Raw genomic sequence first — 15,326 nt, 5'->3', positions numbered from 1 at the left:
ACATGGGCAGTCCGACCGCGCTGCTGGTCATCGCCATCGCGCTGATCCTGCTCGCCGGGGTGTTCGCGGCCGCCGACGCGGCCGTCAGCACGGTCTCCAAGGCCCGCGCCGACGGTCTCGTCCGCCTCGGGCGCCCCGGCGCGCGTCAGCTCGCGCTGGTCATCGCCGAACGCCGCCGCCACATCAACCTGATCCTGCTGCTGCGGATGACCTGCGAGCTGACGGCCACCGTGCTGGTCACCGTCGACATCCTCGGCTGGATCGAGCCGCTGTGGCTCGCCATCGTGGTCGCCGCCGGCGTGATGGTCGTGGTGAGCTACGTGCTCATCGGTGTCGGCCCGCGCACCCTCGGCCGCCAGCACCCGTACCGGATCGGCCTGGTCGTCGCGGGGCCGGTCCGGGTCCTCGGTTCGATCCTCGGCCCGCTCAGCAGGCTGCTGATCGTCCTCGGTAACGCCATCACCCCCGGCCGCGGCTTCCGCGAAGGCCCGTTCACCTCCGAAGTCGAACTGCGTGAACTGGTCGACCTCGCCCAGGAACGCGGCGTCGTCGAGGAATCCGAACGCGAAATGATCCACTCGGTGTTCGAACTCGGCGACACCGTCGCGCGCGAGGTGATGGTGCCGCGCACGGAGATCGTCTGGATCGAGCACGACAAGACCGTGCGCCAGGCGCTCGCGCTGGCCCTGCGCACCGGGTTCACCCGGCTGCCGGTGATCGGCGAATCCGTCGACGACATCGTCGGCGTGGTCAACATCAAGGACCTCATGCCCGCCTACATGGGCGAGGGCGGTCCGCAGCGCGTGGTCGAGGAGCTGATGAACCCGGCGAGCTTCGTGCCGGACTCGAAACGGCTCGACGATCTGCTCAAGGAGATGCAGGTCTCGCACAACCACATGGCGATCGCCGTCGACGAGTACGGCGGCACCGCCGGCCTGCTCACCATCGAGGACATCCTCGAGGAGATCGTCGGTGAGATCACCGACGAATCCGACACCGACGAACGCCCCGAGGTCGAGGAACTCGAAAACGGCGCTGTCCGCGTCTCGTCCCGGCTCTCGATCGACGACCTGGGCGAACTGTTCGGGATCGACCTCGAAGACCACGACGTGGAGACCGTGGGCGGGCTGCTCGCCGAGCGACTGGGTAGGGTCCCGCTGCCGGGGGCCGAAGCCGAGGTCGCCGGACTTCGGCTGTTCGCCGAAGGCGGTAAGGACCGGCGCGGGCGGATGCGGATCACCACGGTGGTCGTCCATCCCGCCGACGCGACCGCGGTGACCGACCCTGCCCAGGGCAGGCGCCGCACCCGGGTCCCGCAGCCCGATGAAAGTGACAGGAGTGTCGAACATGCCTGAGCTGGACGCCGAGGACGAGAAGCTGGTGACCCTGGCCAGGTCCGCGCGAGCCCGCACCCAGGCCGAGGAAGGCGCCGCGCTGCGCGACACCGACGGCCGCACCTACGCGGCGAGCACGGTCGACCAGCCGTCGTTCAAGCTCACCGCGCTGCAGGCCGCCGTCGCCGCCGCCGTTTCGAGCGGAGCCGAAGGAATCGAGGCCGCCGTCGTGGTCACCGCCGAAGGCCTGCTCAAAGAGGCCTCCGTGCACGCGGTCCGCGACATCGCCGAAAAGGCGCCCATTTATCTCGCCGATCCCAGTGGCAAGGTGCTGAACTGATGGCCGAGCCGCACCGTTCCGGTTTCGCCTGTTTCGTCGGGCGCCCCAACGCGGGCAAGTCCACGCTGACCAACGCGCTCGTCGGCAGCAAGGTGGCGATCACCTCCAGCAAACCGCAGACCACCCGGCACGCCATCCGCGGCATCGTCCACCGTGACGACGCCCAGCTGGTCATCATCGACACGCCGGGGCTGCACCGGCCGAGGACGCTGCTCGGCGAGCGGCTCAACGACATCGTCCACTCGACATGGTCCGAAGTGGACGTTGTCGGGCTTTGCGTGCCCGCCAACGAAAAGGTCGGTCCCGGTGACCGGTTCATCGCCGCCGAACTCAAGAAGATCGCCAAGCGCACACCGGTGATCGGTGTCGTCACCAAGACGGATCTCGTGAAACCCGAACAGGTCGCCGAGCAGTTGCTCGCCCTGCAGGAGGTCATGGAGTTCGCCGAGCTCATCCCGGTGTCCGCTGTGGACGGTTTCCAGGTCGGCGCGATCGCGGACCTGCTGGTGCGCCACCTTCCCGAAGGCCCGCAGCTGTACCCGGGCGGGGAACTCACCGACGAGCCCGAGCAGACCCTGGTCGCCGAGCTGATCCGTGAGGCCGCGCTGGAGGGTGTCCGGGACGAACTCCCGCACTCGATCGCCGTCACCGTCGAGGAAATGCTGCCGCACGAGGGCAGGGACGACATGATCGACGTGCACGCGTTCCTCTATGTGGAACGACCGAGCCAGAAGGGCATCATCCTCGGGCACAAGGGTGAGCGTCTCAAGGACGTCGGCGCCCGCGCCCGGCAGCAGATCGAAGGACTCCTCGGGACGAAGGTCTACCTCGATCTGCACATCAAGGTCGCCAAAGAGTGGCAGCGCGACCCCCGTCAGTTGCGACGACTGGGCTTCTGACTGAACGGAATGTCTCGATTCGGTCGCGGAGACCGGTTGATGATGTGGAACCGGACGGGTGACCTTAGAGTCTCACTCCTCGACTCCGGTGATCGCTGATCGGGCGGCGGCGCGCGGGTCGATTTCCACATCTCATTCGTGAAGGGAAAGCGGTAAATGACCGACAACCAGGGCCTGCCCAACTACTCCGGCGACCCTCAGGGCGGTGGCGGCTTCAACAACCCCGGCCCGCCGCCCAACAACAACCTGGTGTGGGGGATCCTCACCACCATCCTGTGCTGCCTGCCCTTCGGTATCGTCTCGATCATCAAGGCGACCCAGGTGAACACGCTCTGGGCGCAGGGGCAGCCCGCCGCCGCGCAGGAATCCGCCGACGCCGCCAAGAAGTGGGCCATCATCGCCGCGATCGTCGGTGTCGTCGTCGGCATCCTGTACTTCGTCCTGGTGGTCGCCCTCGGCGTCTTCTCGACCGATATGAGCAACTACCGCTGATCAGGGCGATAGAGGGGGAGATTTCATGACCGACCAGTACCCGAACTACCCGCCTCCGGGCGGGCCTCCACCGCAGCAGCCGTACTACGGCGGCGTGCCGAACTACGGTCCGCCGCCGGACAACAACCTGGTGTGGGCCATTCTCTGCACGGTGTTGTGCTGCCTGCCGCTGGGTATCGTGGCGATCGTGAAGTCGAGCCAGGTGCAGACGTTGTGGGCGCAGGGCTTCCACGCCGAAGCCCAGAAGGCCGCCGACGACGCGAAGAAGTGGTCGATGTGGGGAGCGATCGCCACCGGTGGTCTCTTCCTGTTGTACATCATCTTCATCGTGGTGATGATCATCATCGGAGCGTCGGCGGGAAGCTTCACGCCGTGACGACGTCCGTCTACACGGGATTCCCGGCGCGCGGGTTCAAAGCACGGGCCCGCGCGCTGGGACCGCCCCTGGCCATCGCCGCCGGCGCCGGTCTCGGCTGCGTCGCCCTCTGGCTGGGCGATCCCACCACCCCCGGTGGGCCGCTTCCGGTCTGTCCCACCAAGGCACTGCTGGGCATCTCCTGCCCCGGCTGCGGTGGCATGCGCATGGTCTACAGCGTGCTGCACGGCGACATCCCCGCCGCGCTGCACTACAACGCGGTGTCCTTTGTGGTCGTTCTGCTGCTCGTCTGGAGCACCGTCGTCTGGGCGGTCGGCAGGCTCCGCGGTCGTACGATGGACAGCTGGCTGCACTGGCGTTGGACACCGCTCGCGTTCGGCGTCGTGTTCGTCGTCTGGTTCGTCATCCGTAACCTGCCCTTCGCCCCGTTCACCTCGCTCCACGTGTGAGTGCCGGGCCGAGCCCCGGATCGTCGGTGGCACCGAGTACGCTCCCGCGCACCGGTCTGCTCGGCGTGTACCCATGCCGTACATTCAGCCCGGGTCGCCGCACGAGGCCCCGTGCGCCAGGGGCGAGGAACCAGCGAGGGGATTTCGATGACCACTCCCTACGGCCAGCAGCCGCCGGGACAGCAGCCGCCACCCGGATCCGGGCCCCAGCCGGGGGACGGGCAGCAGCAGTCACCGCAGCCGCAGCAGCCGTTCGGACAGCCGTCGTCGGGGGAGCAGCCTTCACCGTTCGGGCAGCAGCCTCCCCAGGGTGACCAGCCTTCGCCTTTCGGCCAGCAGCAATCCTCGCCGTTCGGCCAGCAACAGCAGTCGCCGTTCGGGCAGCAGCCGCAGCAGCCTTTCGGCGCGCAGCAGCAGACGCCGTTCGGGCAGCAACCGCAGCCGTCTCCGTTCGGCCAGCCGCAGCAGGCCCCGTTCGGCCAGGCCTCCCAGTTCGGTCCGCAGCAGGACTACGCCCACTGGGGCCTGCGCGCGGCGGGGACCTTGATCGACTTCGGCCCGATCGTCGTACTCCCGGTCGTCGGCGCCATCATCGCCACGAACGTGAGCTCGGTCATCGGCGGCGTCATCGCCGGTATCGGCTACCTCGCGGGTCTCGTCTGGACCGTCTACAACCGGTGGTTCAAGATGGGCACCACCGGCCAGTCGCTCGGCAAGAAGATCCTGAAGATCAAGCTCGTCCGCGAGGCCGACGGGCAGCCCATCGGCCCGTTGATGGCCTTCGTCCGGGACCTGTGCCACAACCTGGACGGCTGGGTCTGCGGCCTCGGTTATCTCTGGCCGCTGTGGGACCAGAAGAAGCAGACGTTCGCCGACAAGATCCTCAGCACCGTCGTCGTCCCCGGCGAAGCCACCGCGCCCGCGTCGGCGCCGTTCGGCCAGAGCCCGGGATTCCCCGCGCCGTCGCAGTCGTTCCCCGCGCAGCCTTCGCCGTTCGGTCAGCCGCAGCAGCCGTTCGGCGCGCAGCCCCAGCAGCCGCAGCCGGGCCAGCCGGGTCAGTTCGGGCAGCAGCCCGCGCAGCCGTTCGGACAGCAGCCCTCTCAGCCGTCCCAGCCGTTCGGTCAGCAGCCGCAGGGAACCGCGGCGCCGTCCCCGGAGTCCCAGCCGGGACCGGCTTTCGGCGAGGCCGAGCCCACCCAGGTGCTTCGTCCCGGTCAGCAGTCTCAGCAGGCGCCGTCCGGGTTCGACGAAGCCGAGCCGACGCAGAAGATCACGCCGGAGCAGCTGAGGCAGCAGCTGCCGGGGGCGAACGGGCCGAACGGGCCCGGAACGCCGCAGCAGTAACGGAACGACCGGCGGGATCCACCCGCCGGGAAGCACGACACAAATGGGGAACCCGATGACGAACCCGTACGGCCAGCAGCCTGGCTACGGCCAGCAGCAGCCCTATGGCCAGCAGCCTCAGCCCGGATACGGACCTCCGTCCGGCGCCACGCCCGCGCCGTACGGTCAGCCCTCCGGCGCCACCCCCGCGCCCTACGGTCAGCCGTCGGGGGCGAACCCGATGCCCTACGGCCAGCCCGCTCCCTATGGTCAGCCTTCGCCCTACGGCCAGCCCGCGCCGTACGGTGCCCCGGGTGGCATGCCCGGTGGCGGCGGTGACATCAACTCGATCCCCGACTACAAGGGCTGGGCGATCGGCTGCATCTTCCTCTGCTGGATCATCGCGATCTTCGCGATCATGAAGTCCAACGAGGTCAACACCTACAAGATGCAGGGCAACTACACCGCTGCCATGGACGCGTCGAGGTCGACGAAGACCATGTGCATGATCGCGTCGATCATCGGTGGTGTCGGCTGCCTGTTCTCCCTTCTCTATTTCGTCGTGATCGCCGCGTCGTTCTAGTCCGAAAAACAACGAGGAACACTTCACATGACCAACCCTTACGGCCAGCAGCAGCCCTACGGCCAGCAGCCTCAGCCGGGCTACGGCCCGCCGTCCGGCGGCATGCCCTCTCCCTACGGCCAGCCGGCCCCGTACGGCCAGCCTTCTCCCTACGGCGCTCCGGGCGGCATGCCCGGTGGCGGCGGTGACATCAACGCCATCAAGGATTACAAGGGCTGGGCGATCGGCTGCATCTTCCTCTGCTGGATCATCGCGATCTTCGCGATCATGAAGTCCAACGAGGTCAACACCTACAAGATGCAGGGCAACTACGCGGCCGCCGCGGACGCGTCGAGGTCGACGAAGACCATGTGCATGATCGCGTCGATCATCGGCGGGCTCGGCTGTCTCGTCGGCATCGTCATCTTCGTCTTTTCGATCATCGCGGCTTCGACGGCGACCTACAGCTGCTACGGCAGCTACTGCTGATTCCGGGGCGCACCACCCCGATGTCGGTCCCAGGTGGGACGATGTCGGGGTGGTGAACCTCTATCGCGACACCGGAGTGGTGTTGCGGACGCACAAGCTGGGTGAGGCCGACCGGATCATCACCCTGCTCACGCGGCGGCACGGCAAGGTCCGTGCGGTCGCGAAAGGCGTGCGTCGGACGTCATCGCGCTTCGGGGCGCGGTTGGAGCCGTTCGGGCACGTCGACGTCCAGTTCTACACCGGCCGCTCCCTCGACGTGATCACCCAGGTCGAGACGGTCGACGCCTTCGCGCTGCCGCTGGTGGCCGATTACCAGCGCTACACCGCCGCGAGCGCCATCGCCGAAACGGCGGACCGGCTGTCCGCCGAAGAGGGCGAGCCGGTGCTGAAGCTCTACATGCTCGTCGTCGGCGCCCTTCGGGCACTCGCGGGCGGCGAGCGGGACAGTTCCCTCGTGCTCGACGCCTTCTTCCTGCGGGCCATGGCCTACGCGGGATGGGCGCCCGCGATCACCGAATGCGCCCGGTGCGGCCTGCCGGGTCCGCACAAGGCGTTCAGCGTGTCCGCCGGCGGCTCGATGTGCCCGGACTGCCGGGTTCCCGGCTGTGTCCACCCCTCCCATGAGGTACTGACCCTGCTCGCGGCGCTCCTGCACGGGGAGTGGCCGGTGGCCGAAGCGTCGCAGCCGGTGCCGCGGCGGGACGCTTCCGGCCTGGTCGCGGCGCATCTGCAGTGGCATCTGGAGCGCCAGTTGCGCTCGCTGCCGCTGGTGGAGAGGCGTGCGCGGGAGGGCGTCACTCCGGCGCAGTAGGGTCGCAGGCACAGGTTCACTCGATCAGGAGGCTCGAAGGTGCTGCGCAGGGGACGCGAGAACAAGGCGTCGCAAATCGAGCTTCGCGCGCCGGAGCCGCATCCGTCCGGTGCCCGGCCGCCGGAGATCCCCCGGGAACTCCTCCCGAAGCATGTGGCGCTGGTGATGGACGGCAACGGTCGCTGGGCCAACCAGCGGGGCTTGCCCCGGATCGAGGGCCACAAGCGCGGTGAAGCGGTGATGATCGACGTCGCCAGCGGTGCCGTGGAACTGGGCGTCAAATGGCTGTCGGTGTATGCGTTCTCCACCGAGAACTGGAAGCGGAGCCCGGAAGAGGTCCGCTTCCTGATGGGCTTCAACCGCGACACCATCCGCCGCCAGGTCGACTACCTCGGCTCGATCGGCGTCCGCATCCGCTGGGCGGGCCGCCGCCCGAAGCTGTGGGCGAGCGTCATCAAGGAACTGCAGGTCGCCGAGGAGAAGACCAAGGACAACACGGCGCTGAACATGACCATGTGCGTCAACTACGGCGGCCGTGCCGAGCTGGCCGACGCCATGCGCCGGATCGCCCAGGACGTCGCCGACGGGAAGCTGAACCCGGACAAGGTCACCGAGAAGACCATCGGGAAGTACCTGTACCAGCCCGACATGCCGGACGTGGACCTGTTCCTGCGGCCGTCGGGGGAGCAGCGGACGTCGAACTTCCTGCTCTGGCAGTCGGCCTACGCCGAGATGGTCTACCAGGACACGCTCTTCCCGGACTTCGACCGCACCCACCTGTGGCGGGCGTGCCTCGAGTTCGCGAAACGGGACCGCCGCTTCGGCGGCGCCATCGACAAGGCTTCGGAAGGAACCGAATGACCACCGAAGCGGCGGACACGGCGGCCCTGCTCACCTCCGCGCGGGAAGCCCTCGAGCGCTATCTCGAAGTCCACGTCGACGACGACGGCGCGCTGACCTTCTCGCACGCGGACGTTCCCTGCGTCATCCAGGCGACCCGGCTGGCCGAAGGGCTGACCGTGCTGAGCCTGACCTGCGTGGTCGCCTGGGATCTGCCGGACGATCCGGCGATCGCGGTTTCGGCGGCGGAACGCGCCGGGCAGGGCCTGTTCGGGACGCTCGGGGTCGTGCGCTCGGAAAAGGGCATCGACATCACGCTGAGGTACGCGTTCCCGGCCGAGGGCATGGACTCCTCGCCGCTCGGGACACTGCTCATGCTGGTGATCTCGACCGCTTCGCAGCTGCGCACCGACCTGCTGGGCACCGCTCCCGGGGAGTGACCGCCGGGACACAGGGTCACCTGGCATCATTTCGCGCATGGAAACCATTTCCAGGAGCGCCCCGGAGAAGAAGCCGGCCCGGCGGTTCAAGATCACCTCGATCGAGGTGCTCTGCGCGATCCTGCTGATCGCGATCCTCGGGCAGAGCTGGCTCCAGCAGGTCTTCGACGTGCCCGCGCTGCGGACCGGCTCGACGGTGTTCGTCGCGGTCTGCGTGCAGGCGCTGCCGTTCCTGGTGCTCGGGGTGCTGATCAGCGGCGCGATCGCGGCGTTCGTCCCCGCGCGGGTGCTGGAGAAGGTGCTTCCCAAGCGAGCCGGTGCGGCGGTCGGCGTCGCGGGGCTGGCCGGGGTCGCCCTGCCGGGCTGTGAATGCGCGTCGGTGCCTGTCGCGCGGCGGCTGATCGGGCAGGGCGTCGCGCCCGCGGCCGCGCTGACGTTCCTGCTGGCCGCGCCCGCGGTGAACCCGGTGGTGCTGGTCGCGACCGCGGTGGCGTTCCCCGGGAACCCGGAGATGGTGTTCGCCCGGTTCGCCGGTTCGCTCGCCACGGCGATGGTGATGGGCTGGCTGTGGGCGAAGTGGGGCAAGCTCGACTGGATCGCCGAACGGGCGCTGCGTCGGCTGCCGGAGGTCCAGCACGGTTCGCGCTGGAAGACCTTCGCCGAGACCGCGCGCGGCGATCTGGTCGAAGCGGGCGGTTTCCTCGTGCTCGGCGCGATGATCGCGGCCACGATGAACGTGCTGGTGCCCGCCAAGTGGTTCGGCGTGCTGGGGGAGCAGATCGTGCTCGGGGTGCTGGTGATGGCCGTGCTCGCCGTCGTCCTGGCCCTGTGCAGTGAGGCCGACGCCTTCGTCGCCGCGTCGCTGACCGCGATGCCGCTGCTGCCGAAACTGGTCTTCCTGGTGGTCGGGCCCGCGATCGACGTGAAACTGTTCGCCCTGCAGACCGGCACCTTCGGCAAATCCTTCGCGCTGCGGTTCGCGCCGGTGACGTTCGTCGTCGCGCTGTCCTGCGCCGTGGTCTCGGGCGTGCTCATCCTCGGAGGTGGCGTGTGAAACGCGAGACCCAGAACATCCTGCTGATCCTGCTCGGCGGGGCGCTGCTCAAGATCACCGTCAACGGCGACTACCTGCGCTACGTCAAACCCGCGCAGCAGCCGTGGATCATCGCGGGCGGCGCGGTGATGGTCGCGCTGGGCGCGGTCGCGATCGTCCGCGACCTGCTGGCCGCCCGGGCCGCCGCCGCTGTCTCGGGGGACGTCCACGCGCACGACCACAACACGCGTTCGGCCTGGTTGCTGATGGTGCCGGTGCTGGCCGTCTTCCTGGTCGCGCCGCCCGCGCTGGGTGCCGACTCGGTGACCAGGACCGAGGCCAGAGCGCCGCAGAGCGCGTCGGCGAGCAACGCGGCCGCCTTCCCGCCCCTGCCCGCTGGCGACGTGGTGCCGCTGGAGGTCAACGAGTTCGTCAGCCGCGCGGGCTGGGACAAGAGCGGGTCCCTGAACGGGCGCACGGTGCGGCTGTCCGGGTTCGTCGTGCACAACGAAGGCAACACGATGCTGGCCAGGCTGGTGATCGGCTGCTGCGCGGCCGACGCCTTCCCGATCACCGTGCGGCTGGTGGGCGACGGCGTTTCGGCGTTCGGCAACGACACCTGGCTGGAGGTGACCGGCGTCGCCGTCCCGGGGACGGCCGTGCGGGAGAACAGCTACATGCCGGACCTGACGCTCACTTCGGTGCGGCAGGTTCCGGCGCCGAAGGACCCTTACGAGTACTGACCCGATGCGCCAGCGTGCAATGAAGGGGGACTTTCATTGCAAAATTTGCAATGAAAGTCCCCTTCATTGCACGGGCGCGTCAGTGATTCGAGCAGGTCCCGACGATCTCCACGGTGTGGCTGATGTCGGAGAAGCCGTGCTCCGAGGCGATCTTCTCGGCCCAGCGTTCGACCGCGGGGCCCTCCACCTCGACGGTGCTGCCGCAGAGACGGCACACCAGGTGATGGTGGTGGTGCGACGAGCAGCGCCGGTAGATGGCCTCGCCGGTGTCGGTGCGCAGGACGTCGATCTCGCCGGCCTCCGACAGTGACTGCAGGGTCCGGTACACCGTGGTGAGCCCGATACCGTCGCCGCGTTTGCGCAGCTCGTCGTGCAGTTCCTGGGCGGAACGGAAGTCGTCGATCGCCTTGAGCAGCTCGACCACGGCGGCCCGCTGTTTCGTCGACCGGCGTCCCGGTACCGGCGCGGAACTGTTGGCCGTCGTGGGACTCATGCTCACTTCCCCTCCTGAACGTGGGCTACGGCGTCCACCACGATATGCGCAAGGTGATCGTCGACCAGTCGGTACACCACCTCACGGCCGCGTCGCTCACCCTGTACTACGCCCGCCGTCTTGAGCACCCGGAGGTGCTGGCTGATCAGCGGCTGCGCGACATCGAGCGTGTCCACAAGTTCGTGTACGCACCTGTCCGCGTTACGCAGCTGCAGGACGATGGCGATGCGCACGGGCGCGGCGAGCGCCCTGAGCAGGTCGCCGGCGTCCGCGAGGGCGGCGGCCGAGGCCGACGCCGCGGGCTCGGCGGGGGGACGGGCCGTCGAATGCGGGCCGGGGTCTTCCGTGAAGCCCGGGGCGGCAGAGTCCGGGGTCACCGTAGCCATGGCCGCCTCCAAGTTCATCATGATTTCCGAAGTCATTGCCAGTAACAGTCCAGCCCATCTTAGTGTTCCCGTCCCGCGTGGTCTGTTCGCCGAGCGGAGGACCACTTGGCGGCGTCGTTACTGCTCCGTTCGGGTGACTTCGCGAAGAAATGACCATTCCACTTCGCATGTGGTCGCTAACGGTGCAAGGTTGTCGCGAGGGTCAGAGGAGGCAGTGGGGAGACATGACTCGTTTCGTGACGAAGCTGGCCGCCGCGACGGCGGCCGTCGCCTTGGCGTCGGTTCCGGGGCCGGCCTCGGCACAGACGACGCAGGCCGTCGATGAGAAGACCGGCCCCGTGTCGTTCGCGAACGTGGCGTCAGTGCGCATCGGGAACCCGGGATCGCTGATCACCGAGACCCAGCGCTCGCCGCTGTCGCCCGGACAGTCGAAACTCTCCCCGGACCGCACCGTCGTCCCCCGTGACGATGGAGAGCGGAACACCTTCGGCGACAAATGGGACATCAACCTGGGCCGCTACGGCGCGCAGAGCCCGTACCCGGCCGGTATCGCCAGCCGCGACCACAACGTCCTCGCCGCCTTGCAGCAGACCACCGTCCCGACCGCGAGCGCGGAGAGCAACTACGCGCTGATCGACAACGGGCACGGTGGCGCGACTCCCGCCGAGAACACGGTGCTGGTGCTCGAAGGCGCGAAGAGCGCGGTCAACTGCGCCGCGCCGGGCAAAACGACGTCGTCGACCAGTGTGGGCAAAATCTGGGTACGGAACGAAGTCGGTGTGCTGAAGCAGTCCGGCGCTTCGGGTGTCGACGTCAAGGGACTCAAGCTCGGGCCGCCGTCGTTCGTCAAGAACGAGAACCTCAGCAAGGACAAGACGACCTCCGACCTGACCGTGTCCCGGGTGACCGCCTTCGACCAGCTCATCCGGCAGAGCGGCTGGCGCGACGGCGACGTGACCGCGGTGGCGGGCTGGAAACTGGACATCGTCACGCACGTGCGTGACGCGGCGGGCAAGGACCTGCGCGAGGCCCGTACGTCGATCGTCCTCGGCGGCGTGAGCTGCGCGATCCCGAAGAACTTCGTGGCGAAGCCCGCCGGTGGCACCGGGCCGGGCGCGGCCCCCGAACAGCCCGCGGTGCCGGGGACGGTGCCCGCGGGCGGTATCCCGCCGCAGGCCGACGGCTCGACGCGGACCGTGGTCGGGCTCGGGCTGCTGGGCGGCGGCATCCTGATCGGCGCCGCGGCCATGCTGCTCCACCGCCGTCGCAAGCCCGTCCCGGCGCGGGAGAAGTAGCGGGTCCCGTGCGGACCTGGCTGGCGGGGCTCTCCGCTGTCGTCTCCGCGCTCGCCATTTCGGCGGGCGTCGTCGTGCTGACCTGGATCCCGCCGGAACCGGCGGTCCCGGTCGCGGAACCCGCGGTCATGCCAGGGGAAGACGGCGCCCCCTTGGTGCTGCCCGCCGACACCTCGAAACGCGGGCAGCGGCCCGGCACCATCCGCCTGCCCGAAGGCGGCTCGGCGAAGCTCGTCCGCTCCGAGGTCAACGCCGACGGCGTCCTCCCGATCCCGCGCGGTCTCGGCGACGCGGCGTGGTGGGGCGCCCGGCTCGGCGCCGAAGCCGGTACGGCGCTGATCTCCGGGCACGTCAACTGGAGCGGCGCCAAAGGCCCGTTCGACGAGCTGTGGCGGATGCGGGAAGGCCAGGAAGTGGCCGTCAGCGACGCGGCTGGTGGGATCTGGGTCTATCGCGTGCGCGAAGTCGTCACGGTGCACAAGAACGATCTGCCCGCGCAGGCGGCGAAACTATTCGCCCAGAGCGGGCCGCACCGGCTGGTGCTGGTCACCTGCGGCGGCGACTACCTCGGCGGGACCGACGGCTACCGGGACAACCGGGTCATCGTCGCGACCCCCGTTTCCGGGCCGCCCGCCTGAAGTCGATGCAACCCGCGTCGGCTCGCGTCGCGTGTCTAGCGATACCGGCCGCTCCGGCGGCTTGACGCGAGCAAGGAGTAATACCCGATGGTGGGACAGTTCGACGACGGCGCGGCGGGCGAGGAGCAGCCGAAGAAACGCCCCGGCCTGCGATGGATCCTCGCCGGCGCCGCGGTTTTCGTGGTGGCGGCCGTGATCGCGGTGCTCGTGTTCACTGGGCTCGGGTTCACTGGAAAGAGTGATCCGGTCGTCGCGGCGGCCCAGGACCAGGCGAACACGTCGGCGGTGCAGACGGCCGAGGTCGCCGCGGATACGGGACAGGCACCCGGAACGGTCAAACTGCCCGGTGGCGGCACGGCGAAACTGATCCGCAAGGAACTGACCGCAGACGGGACCCTCCCCATCCCCGAGGGTCTCGACGAAGCCACCTGGTGGGGCTCGAAACTGGGGGCCGAGCAGGGCGCGTCCCTGCTTTCCGGGCACGTGAACTGGAAGGGCAAGAAGGGCCCGTTCGACGAACTGTGGCGGCTCAAGACCGGGCAAGAGGTCAACGTCGTCGACACCGACGGCGGCAAGTGGGTCTACAAGATCGGCGAGGTCGTCACCGTGCACAAGACGAAGCTGGCCGAGCAGTCGGAGAAGTTGTTCGGGCCGGACGGTCCGCACCGGCTGGTGCTGGTCACGTGCGGTGGCGAGTACGTCGGCGGGACCGACGGCTACGAGGACAACCGCATCGTCACCGCCTCGTTGGTCAGCCGGCCCTGAGCCGTTCCAACCTCGCCGGAGGTCGTGCGGGGTCCTGCGGTTAGTCTTGTCGTTCCAAGTCCTAACCGTCCCCGCATGCTTCGGAGCGTGGAGTGCCCGCGAACACCATTGAGACCGTCGTCAGCCTGTGTAAGCGTCGAGGCTTCGTTTTCCCGTGTGGAGAGATCTACGGCGGTACCAAGTCGGCGTGGGACTACGGTCCGCTCGGGGTCGAACTCAAGGACAACATCAAGCGCCAGTGGTGGAAGACCGTCGTGCAGAGCCGGGACGACGTCGTCGGCCTCGACTCCTCGGTGATCCTGCCCCGCCAGGTCTGGAGCGCGTCGGGTCACCTCGACGTCTTCACCGACCCGCTGATCGAATGTCTCTCCTGTCACAAGCGTTTCCGCGCCGACCAGCTGGCGGAGGACTTCTCCGCGCGTACGGGCAAGGAGGTGACCGAGGACGACCTGTCCGAGGTCCCGTGCCCGAACTGCGGAAACCGGGGCGAGTACACCGCGCCGCGTGACTTCAACATGATGCTGAAGACCTACCTCGGCCCGGTCGAGTCCGAGGAGGGCGTGCACTACCTCCGTCCGGAGACCGCGCAGGGCATCTTCATCAACTTCCTCAACGTGCAGACCACCGCGCGGAAGAAGCCGCCGTTCGGCATCGGCCAGATCGGCAAGTCGTTCCGGAACGAGATCACCCCGGGCAACTTCATCTTCCGCACGCGTGAGTTCGAGCAGATGGAGATGGAGTTCTTCGTCGAGCCGGGTGAGGACGAGACCTGGCACCAGTACTGGATCGACGCGCGCACCGACTGGTACAAGGACCTCGGCATCAAGCCGGAGAACCTGCGCCTTTACGAGCACCCGAAGGAAAAGCTCTCCCACTACTCGAAGCGCACCGTCGACATCGAGTACCGGTTCGCGTTCAACGCGGGCCAGGAGTGGGGCGAGCTCGAGGGCATCGCGAACCGCACCGACTACGACCTGACGACGCACTCGAACCACTCCGGTGTCGACCTGTCGTTCTTCGACCAGGCTTCGAAGCAGCGGTTCCGCCCGTTCGTCATCGAACCCGCGGCCGGTGTCGGCCGTTCGATGATGGCTTTCCTGGTCGACGCGTACCACGAGGACGAGGTCCCCAACGCCAAGGGCGGCGTCGACAAGCGCGCCGTGCTGAAGCTGGACTACCGGCTCGCGCCCTACAAGGTCGCCGTGCTTCCGTTGTCCCGCAACGCCGATCTCACGCCCAAGGCGCGCGACGTCGCGGCGATGCTGCGCAAGCACTGGAACGCCGACTTCGACGACGCCGGCTCGATCGGCAAGCGCTACCGGCGCCAGGAAGAGATCGGGACGCCGTTCTGCGTCACCGTCGACTTCGACACGCTCGACGACCTCGCGGTGACCGTGCGGGAGCGCGACACCATGGCGCAGGAGCGGGTCGCGATCGACAAGCTCGAGTCCTACCTGGCGGCCCGGCTGATCGGCTGCTGACGGCCCGGGGTTGGTCGTGTAAGTGTCAGGAAAGGGGCTTTCAGGACGTTTTTCGTCCTGAAAGCCCCTTTCCTGACGTCTGGGATGGTCGTGAGGCGATTCGGGTTAGAGCCAAAGGGTCGTAGGTATCTACTGCT

General features: G+C 68.3%; 20 protein-coding genes. 18 read left to right on the top strand and 2 right to left on the bottom strand.

Translation table 11 applies throughout. The features are described 5' to 3' along the window. The first annotated feature begins 2 nt into the window (after window positions 1-2). From ACZ5IK_RS17630 to ACZ5IK_RS17565, 14 genes are all read left to right on the top strand, one after another. On the top strand, window positions 3-1,355 hold the full coding sequence (locus tag ACZ5IK_RS17630; protein WP_465488634.1) for a hemolysin family protein: 1,353 nt from the start codon (window positions 3-5) through the stop codon (window positions 1,353-1,355). Next, window positions 1,348-1,674: a cytidine deaminase gene (locus ACZ5IK_RS17625; protein WP_101606079.1), complete on the top strand. Its 327-nt coding sequence runs from the start codon at window positions 1,348-1,350 to the stop codon at window positions 1,672-1,674. Before ACZ5IK_RS17630 ends, ACZ5IK_RS17625 begins: the two co-directional genes overlap by 8 nt. Then, window positions 1,674-2,573, top strand: coding sequence for a GTPase Era (era, locus tag ACZ5IK_RS17620; protein ID WP_101606080.1), 900 nt, complete (start codon window positions 1,674-1,676; stop codon window positions 2,571-2,573). The genes ACZ5IK_RS17625 and era overlap by 1 nt, the downstream gene beginning before the upstream one ends. Before the next feature lie 156 nt (window positions 2,574-2,729). Beyond that, window positions 2,730-3,065 (top strand): CD225/dispanin family protein, encoded by a 336-nt coding sequence (locus ACZ5IK_RS17615; RefSeq protein WP_465488633.1) that lies wholly within the window; start codon window positions 2,730-2,732, stop codon window positions 3,063-3,065. Window positions 3,066-3,090: 25 nt separating this feature from the next. Beyond that, a complete protein-coding gene (locus ACZ5IK_RS17610; protein ID WP_020629387.1) occupies window positions 3,091-3,441 on the top strand; it encodes a CD225/dispanin family protein in 351 nt (116 codons plus the stop codon). After that, window positions 3,438-3,890, top strand: coding sequence for a DUF2752 domain-containing protein (locus ACZ5IK_RS17605; RefSeq protein WP_465488632.1), 453 nt, complete (start codon window positions 3,438-3,440; stop codon window positions 3,888-3,890). Before ACZ5IK_RS17610 ends, ACZ5IK_RS17605 begins: the two co-directional genes overlap by 4 nt. Window positions 3,891-4,037: 147 nt before the next feature. Then, on the top strand, window positions 4,038-5,234 hold the full coding sequence (locus ACZ5IK_RS17600) for an RDD family protein (RefSeq protein ID WP_465488631.1): 1,197 nt from the start codon (window positions 4,038-4,040) through the stop codon (window positions 5,232-5,234). A 55-nt stretch (window positions 5,235-5,289) separates the two neighbouring features. Further along, a complete protein-coding gene (locus ACZ5IK_RS17595; protein ID WP_410604251.1) occupies window positions 5,290-5,796 on the top strand; it encodes a CD225/dispanin family protein in 507 nt (168 codons plus the stop codon). 27 nt (window positions 5,797-5,823) lie between these two features. Beyond that, entirely contained in the window at window positions 5,824-6,264 is a 441-nt protein-coding gene (locus tag ACZ5IK_RS17590) for a CD225/dispanin family protein (protein WP_465488630.1), read from the top strand. A gap of 49 nt (window positions 6,265-6,313) precedes the next feature. Then, entirely contained in the window at window positions 6,314-7,075 is a 762-nt protein-coding gene (recO, locus tag ACZ5IK_RS17585) for a DNA repair protein RecO (RefSeq protein ID WP_101606087.1), read from the top strand. Window positions 7,076-7,114: 39 nt separating this feature from the next. Then, a complete protein-coding gene (locus ACZ5IK_RS17580; protein ID WP_465488629.1) occupies window positions 7,115-7,936 on the top strand; it encodes an isoprenyl transferase in 822 nt (273 codons plus the stop codon). Continuing rightward, complete coding sequence (locus ACZ5IK_RS17575; protein ID WP_410604253.1) at window positions 7,933-8,355, top strand: hypothetical protein; 423 nt, start codon at window positions 7,933-7,935, stop codon at window positions 8,353-8,355. The genes ACZ5IK_RS17580 and ACZ5IK_RS17575 overlap by 4 nt, the downstream gene beginning before the upstream one ends. Before the next feature lie 37 nt (window positions 8,356-8,392). Continuing rightward, window positions 8,393-9,409, top strand: a complete 1,017-nt coding sequence (locus ACZ5IK_RS17570; RefSeq protein ID WP_465488628.1) for a permease — start codon at window positions 8,393-8,395, stop codon at window positions 9,407-9,409. Continuing rightward, window positions 9,406-10,131: a TIGR03943 family putative permease subunit gene (locus tag ACZ5IK_RS17565; RefSeq protein ID WP_465488627.1), complete on the top strand. Its 726-nt coding sequence runs from the start codon at window positions 9,406-9,408 to the stop codon at window positions 10,129-10,131. Before ACZ5IK_RS17570 ends, ACZ5IK_RS17565 begins: the two co-directional genes overlap by 4 nt. Window positions 10,132-10,210: 79 nt before the next feature. Here ACZ5IK_RS17565 and ACZ5IK_RS17560 read toward each other — a convergent pair whose 3' ends face one another. Continuing rightward, on the bottom strand, window positions 10,211-10,624 hold the full coding sequence (locus ACZ5IK_RS17560) for a Fur family transcriptional regulator (RefSeq protein ID WP_101606092.1): 414 nt from the start codon (window positions 10,622-10,624) through the stop codon (window positions 10,211-10,213). A gap of 2 nt (window positions 10,625-10,626) precedes the next feature. Beyond that, window positions 10,627-11,010, bottom strand: coding sequence for an ArsR/SmtB family transcription factor (locus tag ACZ5IK_RS17555; RefSeq protein WP_101613013.1), 384 nt, complete (start codon window positions 11,008-11,010; stop codon window positions 10,627-10,629). 224 nt (window positions 11,011-11,234) lie between these two features. Between ACZ5IK_RS17555 and ACZ5IK_RS17550 the strand changes: the two genes are divergently transcribed. The 4 genes from ACZ5IK_RS17550 (at window position 11,235) to ACZ5IK_RS17535 (ending at window position 15,189) form a co-directional block, all read left to right on the top strand. Next, a complete protein-coding gene (locus tag ACZ5IK_RS17550; protein ID WP_465488626.1) occupies window positions 11,235-12,305 on the top strand; it encodes a hypothetical protein in 1,071 nt (356 codons plus the stop codon). A gap of 8 nt (window positions 12,306-12,313) precedes the next feature. Further along, window positions 12,314-12,943, top strand: coding sequence for a class F sortase (locus tag ACZ5IK_RS17545; protein ID WP_465488625.1), 630 nt, complete (start codon window positions 12,314-12,316; stop codon window positions 12,941-12,943). Between the two features lie 87 nt (window positions 12,944-13,030). Then, window positions 13,031-13,708 carry a class F sortase gene (locus ACZ5IK_RS17540; protein ID WP_465488624.1) on the top strand — a complete coding sequence of 226 codons (678 nt, stop codon included), beginning with the start codon at window positions 13,031-13,033 and terminating at the stop codon, window positions 13,706-13,708. A gap of 92 nt (window positions 13,709-13,800) precedes the next feature. Beyond that, the gene (locus ACZ5IK_RS17535; protein ID WP_465488623.1) at window positions 13,801-15,189 is read left to right on the top strand and encodes a glycine--tRNA ligase; all 1,389 of its coding nucleotides are present in this window, start codon (window positions 13,801-13,803) and stop codon (window positions 15,187-15,189) included. Window positions 15,190-15,326: the final 137 nt, after the last annotated feature.

This window comes from Amycolatopsis sp. NPDC031561 (assembly GCF_055580625.1).
The sequence above is the reverse complement of the archived record's forward strand: the minus strand, read 5'-3'. Positions and strand labels throughout refer to the sequence as shown.